The sequence below is a fragment of the Lysinibacillus sp. FSL H8-0500 genome (assembly GCF_038051955.1).
In the GTDB taxonomy this organism is placed as follows: Bacteria; Bacillota; Bacilli; order Bacillales_A; family Planococcaceae; genus Lysinibacillus; species Lysinibacillus macroides.
Window position 1 is genome coordinate 3952440 of sequence record NZ_CP150292.1, and the last position, 24750, is coordinate 3977189.

At 40.9% G+C, this 24750-nt stretch carries 20 protein-coding genes and 2 rRNA genes; 4 read left to right on the top strand and 18 right to left on the bottom strand.

Going from position 1 to position 24750, the window contains the following annotated elements; translation table 11 throughout:
• Positions 1-39 precede the first annotated feature (39 nt).
• The 3 genes from MHB44_RS18920 to MHB44_RS18930 all read right to left on the bottom strand — a co-directional run bounded on the left by MHB44_RS18920 (position 40) and on the right by MHB44_RS18930 (position 6161).
• Positions 40-2968, bottom strand: a 23S ribosomal RNA gene (locus MHB44_RS18920).
• A gap of 402 nt (positions 2969-3370) precedes the next feature.
• Positions 3371-4922, bottom strand: a 16S ribosomal RNA gene (locus MHB44_RS18925).
• Together the 16S and 23S rRNA genes form the textbook arrangement of a ribosomal RNA operon.
• 351 nt (positions 4923-5273) lie before the next feature.
• Positions 5274-6161, bottom strand: coding sequence for a nucleotidyltransferase-like protein (locus MHB44_RS18930; protein WP_341300414.1), 888 nt, complete (start codon positions 6159-6161; stop codon positions 5274-5276).
• Between the two features lie 149 nt (positions 6162-6310).
• Here MHB44_RS18930 and MHB44_RS18935 point away from each other — a divergent pair, with 149 nt between their 5' ends.
• Positions 6311-6664 (top strand): YgzB family protein, encoded by a 354-nt coding sequence (locus MHB44_RS18935; protein ID WP_341300415.1) that lies wholly within the window; start codon positions 6311-6313, stop codon positions 6662-6664.
• A gap of 22 nt (positions 6665-6686) precedes the next feature.
• Here the strand turns inward: MHB44_RS18935 and perR are convergent, their stop codons facing one another.
• The 3 genes from perR to bcp all read right to left on the bottom strand — a co-directional run bounded on the left by perR (position 6687) and on the right by bcp (position 8730).
• The gene (gene perR, locus MHB44_RS18940) at positions 6687-7130 is read right to left on the bottom strand and encodes a peroxide-responsive transcriptional repressor PerR (RefSeq protein ID WP_341300416.1); all 444 of its coding nucleotides are present in this window, start codon (positions 7128-7130) and stop codon (positions 6687-6689) included.
• Positions 7131-7312: 182 nt separating this feature from the next.
• Entirely contained in the window at positions 7313-8257 is a 945-nt protein-coding gene (locus MHB44_RS18945) for a D-2-hydroxyacid dehydrogenase (RefSeq protein WP_341300417.1), read from the bottom strand.
• Positions 8254-8730 carry a thioredoxin-dependent thiol peroxidase gene (gene bcp / locus MHB44_RS18950; protein WP_341300418.1) on the bottom strand — a complete coding sequence of 159 codons (477 nt, stop codon included), beginning with the start codon at positions 8728-8730 and terminating at the stop codon, positions 8254-8256. Before bcp ends, MHB44_RS18945 begins: the two co-directional genes overlap by 4 nt.
• Positions 8731-8860: 130 nt before the next feature.
• Between bcp and MHB44_RS18955 the strand changes: the two genes are divergently transcribed.
• The 3 genes from MHB44_RS18955 to MHB44_RS18965 all read left to right on the top strand — a co-directional run bounded on the left by MHB44_RS18955 (position 8861) and on the right by MHB44_RS18965 (position 12175).
• Positions 8861-10150, top strand: a complete 1290-nt coding sequence (locus tag MHB44_RS18955) for a glutamate-1-semialdehyde 2,1-aminomutase (protein ID WP_341300419.1) — start codon at positions 8861-8863, stop codon at positions 10148-10150.
• Between the two features lie 176 nt (positions 10151-10326).
• Complete coding sequence (locus tag MHB44_RS18960; protein WP_341300420.1) at positions 10327-11415, top strand: aromatic acid exporter family protein; 1089 nt, start codon at positions 10327-10329, stop codon at positions 11413-11415.
• Between the two features lie 127 nt (positions 11416-11542).
• Positions 11543-12175 carry a Tellurium resistance gene (locus MHB44_RS18965; RefSeq protein WP_341300421.1) on the top strand — a complete coding sequence of 211 codons (633 nt, stop codon included), beginning with the start codon at positions 11543-11545 and terminating at the stop codon, positions 12173-12175.
• Positions 12176-12342: 167 nt separating this feature from the next.
• On the opposite strand, the gene MHB44_RS18970 is transcribed toward MHB44_RS18965, so the two are convergent.
• From MHB44_RS18970 to MHB44_RS19025, 12 genes are all read right to left on the bottom strand, one after another.
• Entirely contained in the window at positions 12343-13368 is a 1026-nt protein-coding gene (locus MHB44_RS18970) for a toxic anion resistance protein (protein WP_341300422.1), read from the bottom strand.
• A gap of 22 nt (positions 13369-13390) precedes the next feature.
• Positions 13391-15022: a YceG family protein gene (locus MHB44_RS18975; protein ID WP_341300423.1), complete on the bottom strand. Its 1632-nt coding sequence runs from the start codon at positions 15020-15022 to the stop codon at positions 13391-13393.
• Between the two features lie 32 nt (positions 15023-15054).
• Entirely contained in the window at positions 15055-15858 is an 804-nt protein-coding gene (locus MHB44_RS18980; protein ID WP_341300424.1) for an HAD family hydrolase, read from the bottom strand.
• Positions 15859-15869: 11 nt separating this feature from the next.
• Complete coding sequence (locus tag MHB44_RS18985; RefSeq protein WP_341303006.1) at positions 15870-16961, bottom strand: cysteine protease StiP family protein; 1092 nt, start codon at positions 16959-16961, stop codon at positions 15870-15872.
• A 5-nt stretch (positions 16962-16966) separates the two neighbouring features.
• Entirely contained in the window at positions 16967-18328 is a 1362-nt protein-coding gene (locus MHB44_RS18990; protein WP_341300425.1) for a phosphoribosyltransferase family protein, read from the bottom strand.
• 46 nt (positions 18329-18374) lie between these two features.
• Positions 18375-19541 (bottom strand): HpcH/HpaI aldolase/citrate lyase family protein, encoded by a 1167-nt coding sequence (locus MHB44_RS18995; RefSeq protein ID WP_341300426.1) that lies wholly within the window; start codon positions 19539-19541, stop codon positions 18375-18377.
• 86 nt (positions 19542-19627) lie between these two features.
• Positions 19628-20374 (bottom strand): hypothetical protein, encoded by a 747-nt coding sequence (locus MHB44_RS19000; RefSeq protein ID WP_341300427.1) that lies wholly within the window; start codon positions 20372-20374, stop codon positions 19628-19630.
• 222 nt (positions 20375-20596) lie between these two features.
• Positions 20597-21172 carry a TerD family protein gene (locus tag MHB44_RS19005; protein ID WP_341300428.1) on the bottom strand — a complete coding sequence of 192 codons (576 nt, stop codon included), beginning with the start codon at positions 21170-21172 and terminating at the stop codon, positions 20597-20599.
• A gap of 35 nt (positions 21173-21207) precedes the next feature.
• The gene (locus MHB44_RS19010) at positions 21208-21789 is read right to left on the bottom strand and encodes a TerD family protein (RefSeq protein ID WP_341300429.1); all 582 of its coding nucleotides are present in this window, start codon (positions 21787-21789) and stop codon (positions 21208-21210) included.
• Between the two features lie 27 nt (positions 21790-21816).
• Positions 21817-22440, bottom strand: coding sequence for a TerD family protein (locus MHB44_RS19015; RefSeq protein ID WP_341300430.1), 624 nt, complete (start codon positions 22438-22440; stop codon positions 21817-21819).
• A 222-nt stretch (positions 22441-22662) separates the two neighbouring features.
• Positions 22663-23559 (bottom strand): nickel transporter permease, encoded by an 897-nt coding sequence (gene nikC / locus MHB44_RS19020; protein WP_341300431.1) that lies wholly within the window; start codon positions 23557-23559, stop codon positions 22663-22665.
• A gap of 12 nt (positions 23560-23571) precedes the next feature.
• A complete protein-coding gene (locus tag MHB44_RS19025; protein ID WP_341300432.1) occupies positions 23572-24576 on the bottom strand; it encodes an ABC transporter permease in 1005 nt (334 codons plus the stop codon).
• Between the last annotated feature and the right edge of the window lie 174 nt (positions 24577-24750).

Here is a 24750-nt window from a genome sequence, read left to right on the forward strand (position 1 = left end):
CAAAACTGGATAAACGGTGCATTGACTGTAACAAATATTTTGGTTAAGTCCTCGATCGATTAGTATTCGTCAGCTCCATGTGTCGCCACACTTCCACCTCGAACCTATCTACCTCATCGTCTTTGAGGGATCTTACTTACTTGCGTAATGGGAAATCTCATCTTGAGGGGGGCTTCATGCTTAGATGCTTTCAGCACTTATCCCGTCCACACATAGCTACCCAGCGATGCCTTTGGCAAGACAACTGGTACACCAGCGGTGTGTCCATCCCGGTCCTCTCGTACTAAGGACAGCTCCTCTCAAATTTCCTACGCCCACGACGGATAGGGACCGAACTGTCTCACGACGTTCTGAACCCAGCTCGCGTACCGCTTTAATGGGCGAACAGCCCAACCCTTGGGACCGACTACAGCCCCAGGATGCGATGAGCCGACATCGAGGTGCCAAACCTCCCCGTCGATGTGGACTCTTGGGGGAGATAAGCCTGTTATCCCCGGGGTAGCTTTTATCCGTTGAGCGATGGCCCTTCCATGCGGAACCACCGGATCACTAAGCCCGTCTTTCGACCCTGCTCGACTTGTAGGTCTCGCAGTCAAGCTCCCTTGTGCCTTTACACTCTACGAATGATTTCCAACCATTCTGAGGGAACCTTTGGGCGCCTCCGTTACCTTTTAGGAGGCGACCGCCCCAGTCAAACTGTCCGCCTGACACTGTCTCCTGCCCCGCTTAGGGGCATGGGTTAGAATTTCAATACAACCAGGGTAGTATCCCACCGACGCCTCCTTCGAAGCTGGCGCTCCGAGATCTCTGGCTCCTACCTATCCTGTACAAGTTGTACCAAAATTCAATATCAGGCTACAGTAAAGCTCCACGGGGTCTTTCCGTCCTGTCGCGGGTAACCTGCATCTTCACAGGTACTATAATTTCACCGAGTCTCTCGTTGAGACAGTGCCCAGATCGTTACGCCTTTCGTGCGGGTCGGAACTTACCCGACAAGGAATTTCGCTACCTTAGGACCGTTATAGTTACGGCCGCCGTTTACTGGGGCTTCAATTCGCAGCTTCGCTTGCGCTAACCACTCCTCTTAACCTTCCAGCACCGGGCAGGCGTCAGCCCCTATACGTCACCTTACGGTTTTGCAGAGACCTGTGTTTTTGCTAAACAGTCGCCTGGGCCTATTCACTGCGGCTCTCTCGGGCTTTCACCCTATCAGAGCACCCCTTCTCCCGAAGTTACGGGGTCATTTTGCCGAGTTCCTTAACGAGAGTTCTCTCGCACACCTTAGGATTCTCTCCTCGACTACCTGTGTCGGTTTGCGGTACGGGCACCTCTCACCTCGATAGAGGCTTTTCTTGGCAGTGTGAAATCAGGAACTTCGTCCATACGGACTCGCCATCACAGCTTGGCGTTACAGTGTGCGGATTTGCCTACACACACGCCTATCTGCTTGGACGCGCATATCCAACAGCGCGCTTACCCTATCCTCCTGCGTCCCCCCATTTCTCAAACGGTGAGGAGGTGGTACAGGAATATCAACCTGTTGTCCATCGCCTACGCCTATCGGCCTCGGCTTAGGTCCCGACTAACCCTGAGCGGACGAGCCTTCCTCAGGAAACCTTAGTCATACGGTGGACGGGATTCTCACCCGTCTTTCGCTACTCATACCGGCATTCTCACTTCTAAGCGCTCCACCAGTCCTTCCGGTCTGACTTCAACGCCCTTAGAACGCTCTCCTACCACTGACATCGTAGATGTCAATCCACAGCTTCGGTGAATCGTTTAGCCCCGATACATTTTCGGCGCAGCGTCACTCGACCAGTGAGCTATTACGCACTCTTTAAATGATGGCTGCTTCTAAGCCAACATCCTGGTTGTCTGTGCAACGCCACATCCTTTTCCACTTAACGATTACTTGGGGACCTTAGCTGGTGGTCTGGGCTGTTTCCCTTTTGACTACGGATCTTATCACTCGCAGTCTGACTCCCGTGTATAAATATCTGGCATTCGGAGTTTGTCTGAATTCGGTAAACCGGGATGGCCCCCTCGTCCAAACAGTGCTCTACCTCCAGTATTCTCATCACGAGGCTAGCCCTAAAGCTATTTCGGAGAGAACCAGCTATCTCCAGGTTCGATTGGAATTTCTCCGCTACCCACACCTCATCCCCGCACTTTTCAACGTGCGTGGGTTCGGGCCTCCAGTAAGTGTTACCTTACCTTCACCCTGGACATGGGTAGATCACCTGGTTTCGGGTCTACGACCACGTACTATTTCGCCCTATTCAGACTCGCTTTCGCTGCGGCTCCGCCTTCTACAGCTTAACCTTGCACGTAATCGTAACTCGCCGGTTCATTCTACAAAAGGCACGCTATCACCCATTAACGGGCTCTAACTACTTGTAGGCACACGGTTTCAGGATCTCTTTCACTCCCCTTCCGGGGTGCTTTTCACCTTTCCCTCACGGTACTGGTTCACTATCGGTCACTAGGTAGTATTTAGCCTTGGGAGATGGTCCTCCCGGATTCCGACGGAATTTCACGTGTTCCGCCGTACTCAGGATCCACTCTGGAGAGAACGAACTTTCGACTACAGGGCTGTTACCTGCTCTGGCGGACCTTTCCAAGTCGCTTCATCTAACTCGCTCTTTTGTAACTCCGTATAGAGTGTCCTACAACCCCAAGAGGCAAGCCTCTTGGTTTGGGCTCTTCCCGTTTCGCTCGCCGCTACTCAGGGAATCGATTTTTCTTTCTCTTCCTCCAGGTACTTAGATGTTTCAGTTCCCTGGGTCTGCCTTCAAGACGCTATGAATTCACGTCAAGATCCTACGCGATTAAACGTAGTGGGTTCCCCCATTCGGAAATCTCCGGATCAAAGCTCACTTACAGCTCCCCGAAGCATATCGGTGTTAGTGCCGTCCTTCATCGGCTCCTAGTGCCAAGGCATTCGCCGTGCGCCCTTAATAACTTAACCTACGGCTTTCGATATACGTCGTTATACAGCGTCAGCTTCATTCACTCGTTCAGTCACGTACAGAAGAGGTACGCTCCTTCATTCACTCAATCGCTTCCTTGCCTAACTCGTATCTCAAAACCCTTAAATTATTAAGCCTATAAAAAAACTTAAAAAATGTGTTTGTTGCTGTCGCTGCGCTTTCGCACAAAAACAGCTTGTTACAATTTCAATGTCGTTTTATCCAGTTTTCAAAGAACAAAGCTACTGCCTGCTTCTACTTCTTCGCAGCTTTGCGACGAAAGCGTAGCGACAGGAGCACATATATGAAGTGTTTCATTCAGAAAGAATGAGCCTTCAAAACTGAACGCAAAACGTAATCATTGTTTCATCCTCGATGAAACATTCCGTAAATATCCTTAGAAAGGAGGTGATCCAGCCGCACCTTCCGATACGGCTACCTTGTTACGACTTCACCCCAATCATCTATCCCACCTTCGGCGGCTGGCTCCAAAAGGTTACCTCACCGACTTCGGGTGTTACAAACTCTCGTGGTGTGACGGGCGGTGTGTACAAGGCCCGGGAACGTATTCACCGCGGCATGCTGATCCGCGATTACTAGCGATTCCGGCTTCATGTAGGCGAGTTGCAGCCTACAATCCGAACTGAGAACGACTTTATCGGATTAGCTCCCTCTCGCGAGTTGGCAACCGTTTGTATCGTCCATTGTAGCACGTGTGTAGCCCAGGTCATAAGGGGCATGATGATTTGACGTCATCCCCACCTTCCTCCGGTTTGTCACCGGCAGTCACCTTAGAGTGCCCAACTAAATGATGGCAACTAAGATCAAGGGTTGCGCTCGTTGCGGGACTTAACCCAACATCTCACGACACGAGCTGACGACAACCATGCACCACCTGTCACCGTTGCCCCCGAAGGGGAAACTATATCTCTACAGTGGTCAACGGGATGTCAAGACCTGGTAAGGTTCTTCGCGTTGCTTCGAATTAAACCACATGCTCCACCGCTTGTGCGGGCCCCCGTCAATTCCTTTGAGTTTCAGTCTTGCGACCGTACTCCCCAGGCGGAGTGCTTAATGCGTTAGCTGCAGCACTAAGGGGCGGAAACCCCCTAACACTTAGCACTCATCGTTTACGGCGTGGACTACCAGGGTATCTAATCCTGTTTGCTCCCCACGCTTTCGCGCCTCAGCGTCAGTTACAGACCAGAAAGTCGCCTTCGCCACTGGTGTTCCTCCAAATCTCTACGCATTTCACCGCTACACTTGGAATTCCACTTTCCTCTTCTGCACTCAAGTCCCCCAGTTTCCAATGACCCTCCACGGTTGAGCCGTGGGCTTTCACATCAGACTTAAAGGACCGCCTGCGCGCGCTTTACGCCCAATAATTCCGGACAACGCTTGCCACCTACGTATTACCGCGGCTGCTGGCACGTAGTTAGCCGTGGCTTTCTAATAAGGTACCGTCAAGGTACAGCCAGTTACTACTGTACTTGTTCTTCCCTTACAACAGAGTTTTACGATCCGAAAACCTTCTTCACTCACGCGGCGTTGCTCCATCAGGCTTTCGCCCATTGTGGAAGATTCCCTACTGCTGCCTCCCGTAGGAGTCTGGGCCGTGTCTCAGTCCCAGTGTGGCCGATCACCCTCTCAGGTCGGCTACGCATCGTCGCCTTGGTGAGCCATTACCTCACCAACTAGCTAATGCGCCGCGGGCCCATCCTATAGCGACAGCCGAAACCGTCTTTTAGTCTTTTACCATGAAGCAAAAGAGATGATTCGGTATTAGCCCCGGTTTCCCGGAGTTATCCCAAACTATAGGGTAGGTTGCCCACGTGTTACTCACCCGTCCGCCGCTAACGTCGAAGGAGCAAGCTCCTTCTCTGTTCGCTCGACTTGCATGTATTAGGCACGCCGCCAGCGTTCGTCCTGAGCCAGGATCAAACTCTCCATAAAAAGAAATTTGATTTGCTCAAATTGTTTTGCTGGCATCAATTTTGATGTCCAAAATTTTTGTTTTGTTCACTAGCCGAAGCTAGCTACTTAAAACTTGATTGATTACGTTTTGCTTGTTCAGTTTTCAAGGTTCATTTCAGTCGTTTTTTTCAGCGACTTCTTTATATTAGCATCTCACTCGAATCATGTCAATAACTTTTCTAAAAAAGTTATTTATGTTTTTCATTGAGGAGTTTTTCATTATGTCTTAGCGACAATTAATATAATACAATATTAAGATACTAAACGTCAACTACTTTTCTAAAAAAAGATCGAGGTATTTTAAATACCCCGATTTCAAGCATACTACAGTCATTGTTCTATTTCCAGAGCATCTTTATTTGCCTTATAATGACGGTGAAATATCCTATCATTTTTCGCCACAACTGGTTCTACTTGAATATAGCCTTTATCCACCAAATACTCTACAAATACCTCTAAATCTACTGAGTAATTGATGAGCTCAAGATGATCATGCAATTCTTGGATTGACCACGTTTCCCTTGTTTGCATCACTTCTAGTATATGTTGAGCCCCATCTCGTGTACGCGAATGAATTAAAAACTCACTTGCTAAAAATAATAGCTCTAGCCGCTTTTCAATTGGTTCATTACTTGTCACCAGCTCTTCGTATAGCTTATAGACGGCAGGCTCAATTTTTTTTACCTGTGCCCAAACCGTTACTTCTGGATAAAGCCCGCTATCAATAATGGATAAACGTCCTAAATGATGCAAGGAATCAACTACATGATTATACGCATCTAGGTAGCTTCCTTTATCAAAATACTCTTTACCCTCTAAATAACGTCGAATAAGCTTTGAAAATTGAATACCTGTTTTAATTTTACGACCATTATACGGAAATTCCTGTAATTCTATTTTTAGCTTATGCAGAAATTCATTGCGGTCAAATAGGACTTTGCCAAAGAAAATCCAATCAACTACTTTTTTGTTAGAGCCAACGAGCAGCCATTTTCGTATTAATTTTTCTGTAACAGTATGTAGAGCGACTTTATTTCCTTCATATAAGTAATGTTTCGTAAAAACGGGCTGTTCTGCTTCTTTTACAATAATCAGTAAAACCGTATCAAATGTATCAGTAACATTACTTTGCTCTTCACGCTTTTCCACTAAAATGACACCTAATGTATTCGACTGACTTGCACGTTCTTGATATATTGGACGCAATACTTGTTCCATGCTCAGCTCTCCTTTATTTCTCTAGCTTCCCTTGTTCCGTTAAAAATTCGACATACTCTAAAAGTATTCCTGCTTTCATTTAGTTCAAAGCTAAAATACTTTGTCCTTATATGTTATAGTAGATTTTAGATTGGGAGGCAAGATGAAAAATGAAACCTTATAAAAGTAAAATTAATAAAATTCGTTCATTCGCATTAGCGTTAATCTTCATCGGCTTTGTTGTGATGTATGGGGGGATTTTCTTTAAAAACAGCCCAATACTAGTATTAATTTTCATGACCTTAGGTGTACTATGTATTATTGGTAGTACGGTGGTTTACGCTTGGATAGGATTACTATCAACAAGAGCTGTTCAAGTTGAATGCCCTAATTGTCATAAGCATACAAAGGTTTTAGGTCGTGTAGATATGTGCATGTATTGCAATGAACCATTAACACTTGATCCTACTCTTGAGGGTAAAGAGTTTGACCAAGCCTATAATCATAAAACAAAAAAATCCTAGCCCTTTTCAGAGCTAGGATTTTTCATTGTACTTTAGCAGTAGCACCTTTACATGATGGACAAGTGCCGTATATCTCTAAACGATGCGAATGCACATCAAAGCCCGTTACCTGTGATGCAAAATGCTCAATTTCATCGAGTCCAGGATAGTGGAAATCAACAATCTTACCACAACATTCACAAATCATATGATAATGATCATTTGTCACGAAATCAAAGCGACTTGAAGCGTCTCCATAAGTAAGCTCTTTCACAAGCCCTACTTCGCGAAATACACGTAGGTTGTTATAGACGGTCGCTACACTCATATTAGGAAACTTTCCTTCAAGTGCTTTATAAATTTCATCGGCAGTCGGATGTGCCATTGATTGAATCAAATATTCCAAAATAGCATGACGTTGAGGAGTAATACGTACACCAGTTATTTTTAACGTGTCCAGTGCATCTTGTAAATGCGTTGTAGACATCGCCATGCACCTCTTCCATAAGTATTATTAATTTATAATTGTTATAAATAGTGTATCGAATTCGCCCTACTTCGTCAACAATCATACATTTCTTATTCTCAATCAATTACATCTTAACTAGCTCATATCCAGAATTTTTCCAGTTCGCCCAGAAAATCTTCTTCTAAATCAACAAGAATTCCTCAGTAGCCTCTTGATAAATCCATCACATTCTCTAAATCGGTTTCTCCCTTTAGCCACTTCGTTAAGCTTGGTTTAAAAATTTCTAAGCTACGTTCCACATAACGAGATGAGTGACTTGAAATATGGGGGGATACAACAACATTTGGTAATGTCCATAACGGATGGTCTGATGAAAGAGGCTCTTCTTCAAAAACATCTAACACAGCATAGCCAATTTCTTCCGCCTGAATAGCTTGAATCAGTACCTTTTCGTCCACTAAGTTACCACGACCAAAATTCATAAAAATAACACTGCTTTTCATAGCTGTAAAATGCTCTTCTTTTAATAAATGAGTGGTTTCCCGTGTTTTTGGTAATACAGAAATAACGATATCTGCACTTGGCAATGCTTCATTTAATTGCGCAAAGCTAATCATCTTATCCATATAAGGCGCTGTGTTTCCAGAACGATTGCAGCCAATTGTTATGACACCAAAGGCTTGCAATAACCGACCAACCTCCGAGCCAATGGCACCAGGTCCTAAAACAAGTGCTGTACTATGACATAATTCTGTTTGCCTTGCTTTTTTTGACCATTCCCTCGTCTTTTGCTGCTCATATATCCAGGGCACTGCACGCTTAATGGCTAAAATATGTGCGAGTATCGATTCTGCCATTGGTGTTTTATGAATACCTCGAACATTTGATACTAAAATTCCACGCTCCATAATGGCTTGTGCTGGCATTTTTTCGATACCTGCGGACGCCACAAAAATCCACTTTAATTTAGTTGCATATTGCATATTATCCTCTGTTAAATCTTCACCATATGTAACTAACACCTCTGCTTTGGTCAGCTCTTCATTGGATAAACCATTCTCAAAAATAAAGTCCACCTGCGGAAATTCTGCTAGCAATGGCTCACGTAAATCAGGTCTTGGTTCAAACGTAAAATAGATTCTCATTTTGTCGCCCCCTGCTCTGTTAAATAAGTATATACCTCTTCAATATGGTTTTTCACTCGTACCTTGCGCCAAGCTTTCTCTAGCTTTCCTTCTGGATCAATTAAAAATGTTGAACGCTCAATACCCATAAATTCACGTCCATACATTTTCTTTAGCACCCAGACACCATAAGCCTCAGCTACCTTATGGTCCTCGTCCACTAACAATGAAAATGGCAACCCATGCTTATCAATAAATTTTGTATGTTTATTGGCATCATCTGGACTTACACCAAGAATAACAGCATTCAAATGACTGAAGTCCTCAAACTTATCACGAAAATCACATGCCTCTGTTGTACAGCCTGGTGTCATATCTTTTGGATAAAAATATAAAATCACATACTGTCCTTTGAGATCTGCTAAATGCACCCATTCACCTTTTTCATTTATTAAAGAAAAATCAGGCGCCTTCTGTCCTTCTATTAAAGTCATGTTCATTCCCTCCTCTATAGGTTCTATTTTACTCCAAGTCATAAAACAAGTCATATCTCCTCATTTTTTTGGATTTCTTACACTGATAGGTCTACAATAGATAACGTATAAAATTTTAGGAGGCAATACTATGAATCACGCAAAATCTGAAGCACTACATGCAGAGGCTTTACAGCACATCGTTGGTGGCGTAAACAGCCCTTCTCGTTCATATAAGGGAGTTGGTGGTGGTTCTCCTGTGGCAATGGCTCGCGGAAAAGGAGCCTATTTTTGGGATGTGGATGGCAATCGCTATATCGACTACTTAGCAGCATATGGACCTCTTGTAACTGGACATGGCCATCCACATATTGCAAAGGCAATTGCACATGCAGCCGAAAATGGTACATTGTTTGGAACACCAACTGAATATGAAGTGACTTTTGCTAAAATGCTGAAAGAGGCAATTCCATCAATGGATAAAGTGCGCTTTAACAACTCAGGTACAGAGGCTGTTATGACAACCATTCGTGTTGCCCGCGCTTATACAGGACGTACCAAAATTATGAAATTTGCAGGCTGCTACCATGGTCACTTTGATTTAGTATTAGTTGCTGCGGGCTCTGGACCTGCTACATTAGGAACACCTGATTCAGCAGGTGTCACAACCTCTACTGCGGAAGAAGTGATTACAGTACCTTTTAATAATCCCGAAGCCTTTACAGCTGCAATGGATAAATGGGGCGAGCAAATTGCGGCGATCTTAATAGAGCCGATTGTAGGGAACTTTGGTATTGTGGAGCCAAAGTCAGGCTTCCTAGAGCTTGTGCATGCGACTGCAAAGAAAAAAGGGGCTTTAACGATTTACGATGAGGTGATTACAGCATTCCGCTTCCATTATGGTGGTGCTCAAAATTTACTTGGCTTAACACCTGACCTGACAGCTCTTGGTAAAGTTATTGGTGGTGGCTTACCAATTGGGGCATACGGTGGGCGTAAAGACATTATGGAAACTGTTGCTCCCCTTGGTCCAGCCTACCAAGCAGGAACAATGGCTGGTAATCCCGCATCTATGCAAGCTGGCATTGCCTGCCTCGAAGTACTACAAACACCAGGTATTTACGATGAAATGGATCGTCTTGGTGGTATTTTAGAGCAAGGCATTTTAGCTGCGGCAGAAAAGCATGCGATTCCAATAACAGTTAATCGTCTAAAAGGGGCATTAACGATTTACTTTACAGATGTAAAAGTAGAAAACTATGAGCAGGCTGAAAACACAGATGGCGAACTATTTGGTCGCTTCTTTAAATTAATGCTTGAACAAGGCATTAACTTAGCGCCTTCCAAATATGAGGCATGGTTCTTAACAACTGAGCATACAGAGGCAGATATCCTTGAAACCATTAAAGCTGTAGATTACGCTTTTTCGCAATTATCTTAATCGTACTTCCAAAATTTCCAGTAAAGATTTCATAGAAAAACGCTAGCTGTCGGAAAAGATTTTTACCGACAGCTCTTTTTCTTATTTACGCATGCAAATCTATGTATTTTATAAGCACTTCCTTCTATAATGTAAAGAAGCTTAAAAATTTTAGACAGAAAGGACATCCATTTTCTATGAAATTAGGTGCCCGTGTTTTTAAAACTGGTGTAGCTATTGTATTAGCACTGTTTATTGCAGAACTATTAAATCTATCTTCACCTGTTTTTGCTGGAATTGCAGCCGTTTTTGCGATTCAGCCTTCTATTTATCGTTCTTACCAAACCATTGTGGAGCAAGTCCAAGCAAATATTATTGGAGCTACCATTGCGGTTGTATTCGGCTTACTTTTTGGTCATCATGTTGTGGCTATCGGCATAGCTGTTATTATCACAATCGGGTTAATGCTGAAATTTAAACTTGAAAAATCTCTGTCTTTAGCACTGGTATCCGTTGTAGCCATTATGGAGTTTCAAGGAGATGATTTTCTAACATTTGGGCTGCTACGCTTTTTAACAATTTTGGTTGGCGTCTTAGCAGCATTTATTGTAAATCTTGTATTCTTACCTCCAAAATATGAGGTAAAGTTATTCCGCAAAATCTATATTTTACAGGATGATATTATTCGCTGGACACGACTGGCTGTACGTCAGGCTTCTGAGCACACATCCACAAAGGGAGCATTAAGTAAATTTAAAAGTCGTATGCTACGAGTAGATGCACTCTATGAATTGTACAAAGAAGAGCGAAACTACTTTAAAAATAAAACCTATGTCAAAGCACGTAAACTGGTTGTCTATCGTCAAATGATTTTAACCTCTAAACGAAGCTTGGAATTGCTACAACGCTTGCATAAGCATGAAAATGAGTTGGCTCAGCTTCCTACACAATTTCATCTGATGATTCAAGAACGACTGGATTCCTTATTAACGTATCATGAACAATTGCTGTTAAAATATACAGGGAAGCTAAAGCCTGAGCATTCAGAGTGGAATAAAAGCATTGACTATGTTCAACGCAATGAGCTGATGGAGATTTTTATTAAGCAAATTAACTTCGCTCGTGAGGAGGGTGATACAGAGTTTTCCAGCTACCATTTACTTTATATTTTATCGCGGATTTTAGATTATGAAGAAAACTTAGAACATCTCGATACGCTGATTGTGTCGTATCAAAACTATCATGGACATGAAATTAACGTAGAATTTGAAGAAGAGTTCATTTAATTTAAGAAACGACAAATTGGGACACTCCCTTTTGTCGTTTTTTTATATTCCTTCTATGAAATTGTGAATTTTTAGATAATTAAGTATAATTGTATATGATTAAAAAAATAAGGGGTGCATAGAAAATATGGTAAATTTAAGCAAGATTGAATTGACGAAAAAAGGGCAATCGGTAAATTTAACAAAATCGGAACATCAAGGAATCGGAGAAATTCTAGTCAATCTAAATTGGAATCAGCAATCAGCAAAACCCTCTGGCGGATTTTTATCTTCGCTATTTGGTACTAAATCAGGTGGTGGGATTGATTTAGATTTAGGCTGCTTATATGAATTAACAGATGGTAGCAAAAGCTGTGTACAAGCTCTTGGCAATGCATTCGGTAGCTTGCATGCCCCACCTTTTATTGAATTAGACGGCGATGACCGCACTGGTATGGTAAGCGGTGGAGAAAATTTGCGCATTAACGGAAATAAGGTAAGCGATATTAAACGTGTACTGGTCTATGCCTTTATTTATGAAGGAGTCGCAAATTGGTCTGAGGCTGATGGCATCGTAACTGTCAACTATGGAACAGGCCCTAGCATTGAGGTACGCTTAAATGAACATCGAAATGGCAAAAATATGTGTGCGATTGCTATGATTGAAAATGTCAACAATGAAACCTTTAAAGTGGAGCGTCTTGTTGACTATTTTAGTGGACATCGAGATATGGACAAAGCCTATAATTGGGGAATGTCTTGGCGTTCTGGCAGAAAGTAATAAATAATGTCTCTTACAGCAAAGTCATCATAAAGTGAACCTCACTGATTGCTGTACCTGATGCCGCACTTATATGCATAAAATCACCGGTATGTTTTTACAGATAGTAATATGAGCTAAAGCCAGCATTAACTTGCACTAAGAGAGTGGGAGTTAATGCTGGTAGATTAATGGCGTAATGTTAATAGTTGCTGTTCTGCCTGCTGACGTTGGGCTATGTGCTCATCACGTAGTTTACGATAATTGGTAATTCCTACAGTAATCATATCCCACATTTCTTCAAGTGTTTGTGTTGTAGTTGGCTGTTGTGCCAAAGCCGTACTTAATTGCACTGCTTCATGATTTGTGCCTCCATATTGCTTCATGCGATTTTCAAAGGCTGTAGCTGATTGATTTTGTAGCTGTTGGCGTTTTTCATTCACCGCATTCATCATGCTCAATTTAAAAACAGGGATGGTCTTCACAAAAGCACTGTTAATTTGTTCAATCAATTCACGATTACCATCGCGTAACATCTCAATTTGCGGAGCTGTTAAAATCGCAACCATGCGTGATCTCTCCAGCTCATCTATTTTCTGTGCAAGCATTTCAGCAATGGTTTGCAAGCTGGTAAGCTCCATTTTCGCCATCTGATTGCCTGCCGCACTTTGCTTTTCATACATTGGTATAAGCGTGGTTGTCACTTCCTGTAACTTTAACTCTGCAGCTACACTATATTTTTCGAGTTCAAGGTAAAATGTTAAATCCTCATTGTATAAGTGGGCAAGCATCCGATTATCCTTTGCTAATTCCTCTTCCATTTGCACAAATTGATAATGGATTTTTTCGATATCTCTACCAAAAACATTGTATTTTGCCCAGAGATCTTCTTCATTTTTCGGCTTACGTGCAAATAGCTTCTTAAAAAACCCCTTCGGCTGCTCTGTAAAATCATTTTGATCAAATTTTAACATTAACATTTCAAGTTGCTTCAATAACTCACTCGACTCATACGATTTGGATTGGGTCATTACATTTAATATGCGATCAGTAAACTGCGCTAATTTCATCGCTGGCTCCTTGCCTAAAGCCATTAGCTCCAGTTGATTTTTTATATTGATTCCATTAGCAAGCTGCCGTACTTCCACATTTTCCCGTAGCTGCTGTTTCACGGTTGCTGCTGTTTCTGTTGTGAGTTGCTCCAGCATCATCATGCCCATACCCTCCTTTCTATCACTAGAAAAATCGATTAAAGAGCTTTTTAATAATGGTATCAGGCGCATTTTTGTCTTCCTTTGGTTCTTCATAGTGCAAATCAAATAACATATGCTCTAGTCGATGTACATCAAAGGAATCCTCTGGTAAATGCTTTTCTAAATCTAGTTTGCCTGTCGGGTTATAAAACACAATATCTACCCCAAAACGATTTAAAAATGCGAGTAATACGATATCCTCACGTGATAAGGCAGGTTGCTGTGGTGCTTGATAGAGCACTAGCTTAGGTACTTCTTGGGCATAGTCAAAGCCTTGCAGTAAGCGCAATATATCCCGTGGAATCATCGTTAATTGTTTAAAAATAAATAATTGTAAATCATAGAATGTTTCGTTTGGCTGTTGCTTAAGCACTGGTTGTTCACATGAAACCTTCATTGTATAGGCAATAGCACGCTGTAGCTCCAAGGTTAATTCCCCATACTGCCACCAATCGCTTTGCATAATGCGCTCTATCGATAGCTCGCCACTCACTAAGCAATGCTGATAATGAAAATGATAATTGGCTTTGCTTGTTTTTATATACGGGAATTCCTTTACAAAAACTGTATGTGGATTCGTCAGTAGTCGATGCATATCCTGCCAGTATTCTTCACGAAAGCTGGAAACTCCACTAATTTTCGCAAAGATGACGGGAATCACAACCTCATTGCCCACCACTTCAAATTGTGGTCGCAATAGTGCCTTCACATTCGCATAGATAAAAATATCATCATAGGTCATTCTTAATGTTAATGAACGTGGCATAAAATCTTTAAATTGCCAAGGTTTATAGAAACCTGATGGCTGATCATGCATTAATTGCTCGAAATGCTGGCTAGAACGATAGCCTACAGTCGCCTGACGATCACGCAGCTTATCAGGAAATGGCTGCAAAGTTGTTTGGTGCGCATACGAATATGTAATGGAAAATATCTCTGTCGCATCAATGTCTGCAAATTCATCTATTTTTGCTGGATGAAAAATCAACACATCACATCCAAGCTCCATTAATAATAATAAAAAATAACGCTGACTAATCGTTGTTTCCCCATACCAAACCACTTTTGGGAAATCATCTGTTGGCTTCATTGATTTTGTCCATTGAATCCAATGATTTTTCAGCCATTTCACCATATCAATTAAAAAGCGGCGAAAATCATTAGCAAGTAAGCCCAATGCCTGCTGCTGTTGAAAAAGCTCCACAATTTTAATGGTTGCTAGCTGTAAATGTCGATTCATCATACTATCATCATGCTTAGGAATTAACTGATAACCGTACATCATGGCAACTAAGCGATTAATGGATAGCCCTTTAGGAGTTTGTTGATGCTGCGATAAAATTGCTTGGATAGCCTGAAAATCTTTTTGCTCAATATGCCGATTTAATTCCTCACTTAAAATATGAATATGCTTGTTTTGTGACAAGGTAAATAATGAATTGAAATAATCATCCTCCTCAATCGGTACACCTAAGACGCGCACAGCAATTCGGCTAAAGCTTATTTGCTGTACGGTTTCCTCATAATATGCACGATTCTTTGGTGAATCTTGAAACGCCTGTAGCCAATCATCAGCATGACGCTCCAATACTGGTTTAATTGTGATTGCTTGCATACAAACGCCACCTCCTAAAATCATCCTTCACATCACACTTTTATTATTAGCTGTAACACCGCTTCAAGCAAATCCTTGGTAAAGGCTTCACCAGCATGTGCTGAATAGGTTGTGTTTGCTAGCACACTTGGCTGCTTATCCTTCAAATCTCCGTGATAAGGTGTATACCCTATATCAGCCATTGCCAGCATCCCATAATCCATAATTGAATCGCCTGCTGCTATATGCACATCGTACATACAAAATTGTTGAATATATTCAATCGCTGCTTCCTTTGTCAGTACCTTTGGCATTACATATAACTTTTTGCCTTGCAGCAGCACATGCCAGCCGTGTACAGCAAATTCCTGCACAATTGCTTGATATTCTTCCTCGTGTAAAACCTCTGTATCCACATGATGTACATAAAATAGTTCATCCATATAATAAGAACGCTGTAGCCATGCGTCTGATCTTATTGTCTGAAAATGTCGTAGCATATCGGCTTGTGGAATAGAGGTGTCCGCAATACGCTTACGCAATAGTTTAGCCCAGTCTTCATTCGGACAACCCTTTTCTAATATTGTACCCCCATTACTAGTAATAGCAAAAGTAGGATATAATTCTTTTATCAAATGGATGCGCTCATATTGATATAATGCGCGAGTTGTCACTGGTACAAATATAGTGTGTGCATAAACCTGCTGTAGTAATGCTATGGTGTCCTCTGTCATCATGCTAATCACTTCACCATCTCTTTGTTCAACGACGATAGTTGCTGTTGCTGGTGGGAAATTACTCATCATGCGCTGTGAATAAATAAGTGTTCGATCTAAATCAGATGTAAATAGTAGCATACTTGCCTCCTCTATACTTCTTTAATTAAGCCGCAACATGCATATGACATATTCGGATATTCCTCAATAGGTACATTTCTTTCCTGAGCTAATAATAATATATGTTCAAGGTCGTCCATGTGCTGTGGATTGATTAAAATTTTCCATGGTACTCGGCGTAGCAATACCCGTGTTGTTTCACCAACTCCAGGCTTCACTAAATGGATATTGGTAATATTAAATGCTTGTTGAATCGCTTGAACTGATTTCATACCTGCCCAAGTTATTGTAGACGCTGATTGCTTTTGAAGCTGCTGTTCAACCTCTATTTGTACTTGTTCAAAATAGGCAGCTATACGGTCTATGTAAAGGTTTGATACATCTACATCTTCAAGCTCTTTATAATATTTGGCTCCATGAAAGTCATGCTCCTCCATAAACTGCAAATTCAATACTGTTCGACTCACTAATCCTGAGACAGTTGAATTCAAACAAGCCGATGGAATTAAAAAATCTGTACGTGTCCCGTAAATAGAGGCACAATGTCCTGGATCAGCTAATACAGCCAATGTCGCATCGAGCTGTTGAGTATGCTTGGCGCTAAAATGTTCACATGCCTGTAGCAGTTCCCTAGTGATGGCTCCTTTTCCTGTCCAACCATCAATAAATTGGATACGTGCTAAAGGGTGCGTAGCAAATATATAACGAATGGCTGTCTCATCAATGCCTCGACCTCGAATAATGGAAATAGCATAATGAGGCACATTGACATTGTAACGCATTTTTAGGTAACGCTTAATTAAAATACCAATCGGCGTACCTGCTCTTGCTAAACTGACAAGCACTAAATGCTTTAAGCCTTGATGTGCTACAATTTGCTCCGCGACAATCCCAACAGCGATGGCTATACGCTCTGCATAGGCATCTAATGTTTTATGAAAAAGCGTCATATAGGCTTCTGAAGGATGATATTCCACTGGTAGCATTTCTGAATAATGTGTACCTGATTGAATAAGACGTTCACGCTTGTCATTATCCAGTTCAAGGACAACATGGCTAATATCACGTAATAAAAACACAACATCCTCTGGTGCATAGCTGCTCATTTGATCTGGTTGCCTCATCACACTCACGACTTTACCTCCAATTCATGCATACAAATCACATATATTTTGGCATTGCTTACCGACTGCAATGCTTGCACAGCTCGAGCTACGACTTCTTTACTTGCTATACGTTCCACCAGCAAAAAAAGTTCCGAATATGGGCGACTTTGCACATTATATAAATAGTTTTCCACACCATTATTTTCAGGACTTTCAAAGACTATTTTTTCTGTAATCGTATAGTTCGTATCATTTGTCCAATAAATCGGGCTACGAGTTGTGGATTGGTAATAAACATCCTCCCCTAAATAAGCAGCAATTTGCATCGGTACATACATAAACTCCCCTGTACCAATAACAAGCGCAGGACCATTTGTACGTAGTTTTTGGAGCTGCTTGGCAATTGCTCGTAATGTATCCTGCTGCTGGACATGCTGTTCTGTCGTTAGCATAAATCTACCAGTTGCTAACATATAGGGCTGACGATTTTCTAAACCATTCTCGGCAATTGAGCGAACATATTTCTGGTTAACAGGTTCATTAATTGACAGAAGCGTCATGTCTTGTGTCTCACGTAATATAGGTTTTTCTTGTTTATCTGCTAAAAGCGGTGTGCCATTACAAGTAAAAGTGCCGCTCATTATTGCCATAAAATCAATGGAGATCTGCCACTGGCTCTCTAACTGCTTAAATACGGCTTGCTGTTGCTGGGAACGCCAATCTAAAATGGATAACACCGTGTAATGCTGGACAAATGGGAATTTCTTTCTTAACGTTTCAATGATATTGACAATCGTATTCCCTGTAGTAATTTCATCATCAATTAATACAATGCGCTTTACTTGCTGTAATTTTTCAGGCTCTTCACTATAAATACGATGGCTTGTCGCATGTGAATGTTCCTCCTCAAATGTCACAAACGGCTCAAAATCAGGTAGCAGCTCTCTAGTTGTATGGATATATAGAGCATTCGACTGAAATGTATTAAACACAGCATGACCAAGTGCTGTTGCCGTTTCAGCAAAGCCAATAAATAATGTTTTCTCTGGTAAATCGAGGCATATCCCCAACGCTTGCTGTAAAACAGCTTGCTTCTGCGGCTCTTTCAATGCTTGGACAACAGATGCAAGTTGGCTTGCCTCTTGTCCATTAAGCTTTTGATGATACATTATGGCCAATAGTGTTCCTGTTAGCAAAGGGACTTGTGGACGTACAGCTAAATGCTTGCCAAGAACCGTGCTGACAAATAAAAATTGTCTTTTTTTATTAATGCGTGTAGCCATTTTAAATAAATCTGTTAGCGCAAAATGATAAGGATTATTCGTAATCTCAACATCAATAGCATAGTTTTCAATAATAGTTAACTTACTTTTCAGTGGTTGCATGGATTGTTCCTCCTATATCTCTATGAAATATTTCTGAAAAGGCTTTTTATTGAGCATTCACATGGGATAAAAGAGAGGCGAAATCCACTGATTCATGGTAAACACCATATAAATGTGCCTGACGTAAAATTCGTTGCGCCCATCTCATATGTGGTTTCATTTCATTCATTTTATTCGCATAATGACTTTTCAAAACACCTCTTTGACCATCGTTATTTTCTATAATGCTAAGCGCATCAAAATATTCTTCATGGGAAATAACATAAAGCGCATGGACTACACGAATATGGCTTGGGTGAATAATGGTTTTGCCTAAAATACCATTCTGTCTATCCATTAATACTTCTTTCATTAACCCATCTAAGCAATCATCCAATAATGCTTTCCGTGCATCTAGCGCACCTTTTTCACTAAATGGGGTCACCCTTAATGCTGGCTTTAGTATACGGTGATTACTGAAATATTCCCATACAGGCCCAGAAATAATAAACCCATCTCCTTCGCGACCCAATATATTAACAATATCAGCAATACAATCTCGAATCACACTAATATCGTAAATCGTTGAATCCATTCGGCGTCGGATACCATAAATGCCACAAAAATCCGTTGCGCCAATACGTACATTTAATACGCGCTCATGGTATTGTTGGAGCACCTCTTTAATAGCCAGTAATGCTGCCAGACGAGTTTCTTTATATAAAATTTCATGGCTTTCTAAAATGGGCATACCGTATAAGGTTAGCTGATGCTGTTGAATCGTTTGCTCTAATAATTCAAAATAAATCGCTCCTTGTACTGCTGTAAATTTAGGAAACACATAACCTGTTAATACCTCTTGTCTTTTTCCTAAGATTGTAGTTAGCTGCCTAAATTGTTCTACACTACGGACACGAATAAATATAAGCGGGAGATTTTCCAATAAAATCTGTTCATTACAATAGAGCGTAAATAGCTCCTCAATATCTCTTATTAATTTTGCTTCACAGCTTGCTAATTCAGCATCTCCTATTGCATCTTCTAAATCTATAACAAGTGATGTTAACTCTTTATATTTTTGTGATTGCACCATGCTTACAATATTAGGCATGGATGCGGGCATATACAAAGTTGCTCCTAAGGCATATGACAAAATATCTGGTGCTTCCCATTTTGAAAAAGGCTGTGGCTTTTTATAAAAAATTGATTCTGCTTCTGTTGCAAAATGTTGCATCTAATCCTCTCCCCAGTAAAAAGAATGGTCTTTGTGAAAAAAACACTGCATCAGCCCGCTTTCTACAGACCAATACAGTGCCTTAATTATGCATCCGTTTTCTTATTTATTTTGTGTACAACAAACGTTAATAAGAATGCTGCAAGTAGAATGATAAAGAATATTTCATGTGATAGATGGAAGCCAAAAACACTAGCAAACATTTTAAGGGCGATAATAGCGATTAAAATATAAGCCGTTGTTTCAAGTTCTGGTACTCGCTCAATTAATGATAGAAATACACCAGCGATTGTTCGCATCATGATAATTCCCAATATACCACCTAGCAATAGAACCCATACTTGATCTGAAATTGCAAATGCTGCTAGTATTGAATCTACCGAAAAGGCAACATCCATTAATTCAACGGAGATCACAGTCGCCCAGAAAACCCCAAATATACGAACCATCCAGCCATTCTTCTTAAACTCTTGTGCCTCGTCCTCATCATCACTCTTATTTTTAAAATGTAGGATAACTAGCCACATTAAATAGGTTGCACCAATTATCTTTACAATCGAAAACTTTACTAGGTATACACCAATACCTATGAAGATAAAACGGAAGAAATACGCACCAAACATTCCATACATAAGTGCCTTTTTTCGTTGATTTGGCGGAAGATGCTTAACGAGCACTGCTAACACTAATGCATTATCTGCTGATAACAGTCCTTCCATAATGATTAATGAAAATATAAGCCCCCATGATACTGGATCTGTTAAGACTTCTCCCCACATCCGCCAGTTAAAAAACTGTGCATATGTATTTAATATCTCATAAAATACGTCCAAATAAGCTCCTCCATCATCTAATCATGCCTGTAATTTATCCCATATTAGCAGGCTGTAAGGCTCCTATTGCCAAACATCAGGTGGAGCCAAGCTGTTTAAGCGAGGAGCAACAGCCTGTAAAACCATACCAATCAGAGAGAGGAGGCATCACATTCACGTAACAACACCGACTTACGCACAAGTGAAGTGGCTTAGAAAATTCTCACTGATTGAAGGTTTGCTTTATTGCAGCCCGTATGCGTTAACTAATGCGCCTAATCCACCTTGATAGCCTGAGCCTACTGCGGCAAACTTCCATTCGCCATTATGACGGTATAGCTCACAGAACACAACTGCTGTTTCAATACTGAAATCTTCGCCTAAATCATAGCGTAATACCTCTGATCCTGACTCTTCATTCGTTAAACGAACATAGGCATTCAGTACTTGTCCGAAATTTTGATGACGACCCTCTGCATCATAAATTGTAACCGTTATAACAATCTTTTCAATTTGGGGAGATACTTGCTTTAAATTGACAAGAATTTTTTCGTCGTCTCCATCTCCCTCACCTGTACGATTATCACCTGTATGCACAACAGATTGGTCTGCACTCGTTAAATTATTGTAAAAAATAAAGTCTTGTTCATTACGGCACTTTCCAGAAGAGTCTAATAAAAACACAGATGCATCTAAATCAAAGTCATGACCGCCATCGAATTGTTTTACATCCCAGCCTAATCCAATCCCTACATTATTTAAACCTGGATCTTGTTTCGTTAAATCAATACGTTGCCCTTTACTTAATTGGATACCCATTTAAAAATCTCCCTTCCTTGTATAAAGTTGAATTTTTAGTTTACACTTAAACCGTAATCATTACAAAGAGCTGCTAAACCGCCTTGGTAGCCTGCACCAATTGCATTAAATTTCCATTCTCCACTATGGCGGTATAACTCACCTACAACAATGGCTGTTTCAATACTGAAGTCTTCACCTAAATCATAACGAATGATTTCTTCATTTGTTTGTTCATTAACAATGCGAATATAAGCATTGGATACCATACCAAAGTTTTGACTACGTGTCTCTGCGTCATGAATCGTTACCGTGAATGCTAGTCGTTGAACATGTGCAGGAACTTGTGTTAATGCCACTTTGACAACCTCATCATCGCCTTCACCTACACCTGTTAAATTGTCACCTGAATGTTCTACTGAACCGTTGCCGCCTACTGTATTATTGTAGAAGATAAAATCATTTTGATCTGCTACCTTACCTGTGTCTGCAAGTAAAAAGACAGAGGAGTCTAAATCGAAATCATGCCCACCATCATATTTATTTGTATCCCAACCTAAACCGACAATCACATTTGTTAACCCTGGATTTGTTTTTGTTAAATCTACCTTTTGTCCTTTTTGTAATGAAATAGCCATTCTCTTCATTCCTCCTAATAATTTTATTTATTGATATCTTCGAACAACGTCGCCAAGTTTTACATCATTTGTGCCTGTACCTACCGCCGCAAATTTCCATTCATTATTGTGACGGTAAATCTCACCGCAGATTAACGTTGTTAAGTTCGAATAATTATCCGATAAATTATAGCGAATTAGTTCATTGCCAGTTCTGTCATCAAATATACGGATATATGCATTTTGAATCATTCCAAAATGTTGATTACGACCTGCTGCATCATAAATATTTACAACAAAAGCAAGCTTGTTATATTGTGCTGGTACAGATGATAGTTCCACGGTAATTACTTCATCATCACCATCGCCATCACCTGTTAAATTATCACCTGAATGCTGAATAGAGCCGCAGTTACTTGTTAACTTACCAAAATAAATGACATCATCACCAGCTAAAACTTTATCGTTTTGTAGCATTAATACAGAGGCGTCACAGTCAATATTTTTGCCGCTACCGCCACCACTATTTCTACTAGAAAATAAACCGCCAAGGAAGCCACCGCTTTTTTCTTGGCCTACAGGGTCCCAGCCTAGTCCAACTTTAATTCTATTTAATCCCGCATTTCCTTTTGTTAAATCAACACGCTGTCCTTTTTGTAAATTAATTCCCAATTTAAACCCCTCCTAAATTATCTGTGATTAACTGAAAGATTATATGTACAGAAATAATCTACTATTTAATGTCGAACCCTTTTAATTTTCGAGTTACAAAAAAGATAATGGTTTTATCAACATTATATTAAGTCTAAAATAACATGACATAAAATTCAATAAATGGCTCCGAATATAGTCATAAAAAAACCCTCTACCTGGTAGAAGGCTATTGTTGGTGTACTAACTTTTCATTTTTGGATCAAGTGCATCACGTAGTCCATCACCCATTAGGTTAAAGCCTAGAACTGTCAGCATAATCGCCAGACCTGGAAAAATCATTGTCCACGGTGCATTTAATAAAAATTGTCGAGCATCCGCCAGCATTTTCCCCCATTCAGGTGCTGGTGCTTGAGCACCTAGTCCAAGGAAGCCAAGTGCTGCTGCTTCAATAATTGCTGTTGCAATAGCAAGTGTTCCCTGTACAATAATTGGTGTGATAGAATTCGGTAAAATATGTGAAAATAAAATCCTTGAATCACGCATACCGATAGCTTTAGCTGCTACAATGTATTCTTCCTCTTTCACGCTTAACACTTTAGAGCGTATTAGCCGCCCGAAGTTTGGTACATTAATAATCGCTATCGCAATTAAAGCATTTTGCAATGATGGCCCAAGTACCGCCACTACTGCAATGGCTAATAAAATGCTAGGGAAGGCAAGCATAATATCAAAGATACGTGAAATAATGGTATCAATCCATTTTCCATAATAACCTGCAATAATTCCAAGCAAACTACCTATAACAACAGATAAAATAACCGCAAAAAATCCTACCCACAGCGATATTCGCGCACCATGGATAACTCTGGAGAAAATATCTCGTCCAAAATCATCCGTACCAAACCAATGCTCCTTAGATGGTGCCAATAAGCGTTTGGCTAAATCTTGCTCATTAATACCTTGTGGTGCAATTAGCGGACCAAATATGGCAAGTAGGATAAAAAATATAACAATCCCTGCACCTAATAGAGAGATTTTGCTCTTTTTGAAGCTACGCCAGCCTTCTAGCCATGGGCCTGCCGCACGTTCACGACTTGGTGCTGTTTCTTTTTTCACATTCATCGCTCCAGTCATCATTGCAACTCCCTTCTATTTGTATTTAATACGCGGATCAATCACTGTATAAAGCAAGTCCACGATTAAGTTAATCATGATGAAAATAAATGCAACGACAAGAATACCTGACTGAATAACAGGATAATCCCTGAAGCCAATAGCGTCATAAATATAACGACCAATTCCTGGCCAACTAAAAATAGTCTCTGTTAAAATGGCTCCGCCTAGCAGCAGCCCTGTTTGTAAACCAATAATTGTTAACACGGGAATGATTGCATTTTTCAGCGCGTGTTTATACACAACAACAAACATTTTTTGTCCCTTTGCGCGTGCTGTGCGAACATAATCAGAGCGCATAACTTCTAGCATAGACGACCTTGTAATCCTTGCGATAATCGCCATCGGAATCGTAGCAAGCGCGATTCCTGGTAAGACAAGTCTCTTTAATATCTCAAAAAATTGGTCGAAGCGTCCCTGAATAAGGGTATCCAATAAATAAAAATGGGTGATCGAATTGATCGGATTTCGAACATCCTCTCGTCCAGAGGTTGGAAGCCAGCCTAGCTGATTACCAAATACCCACTGCTCCATTAAACCTAGCCAGAATACAGGTACTGATACACCAATTAAGGCAATGATCATTGCTGTATAGTCAAACCAAGAATTTTGGAACCATGCAGAAATAATACCTGCATTCACGCCAACAATAATGGCAATAATCATCGCAAATAAGGCAAGCTCAGCCGTAGCAGCTAAATAAGGAAAAATTTCTTCTGTTACAGGCAATTTTGTTCGTAGGGATACGCCTAAATCTCCCTGAAAAATACCTGCTAAATAACTAAAATATTGTGTATACCAAGGCTTATCTAATCCTAAACTTGCGTTTAATGCCTCGACCGCCTCTTTTGTCGCCTGTTGTCCTAAAATTACTTGCGCTGGATTTCCAGGAATAGCACGTATCAGCATAAAGACGATAAAAGTCATTCCAAGCAAAACTGGGATTAATTGTAGTAAACGTCTTCCCATATAGTGAAGCATAGTTGTCACCTCTCTATTATTTTCATAATATACTTTGAAGTCTTTACATACTGTTGAAAGGTTGAGCCTTCACCAAACGGTTTTCATCGTTAGATGATCGTTCTTTCATACAGAAAAATTGTATTTTCTTTAATACTCGAAAAGAATCTGCAAGCTTTCTACGGCTTACCCGCA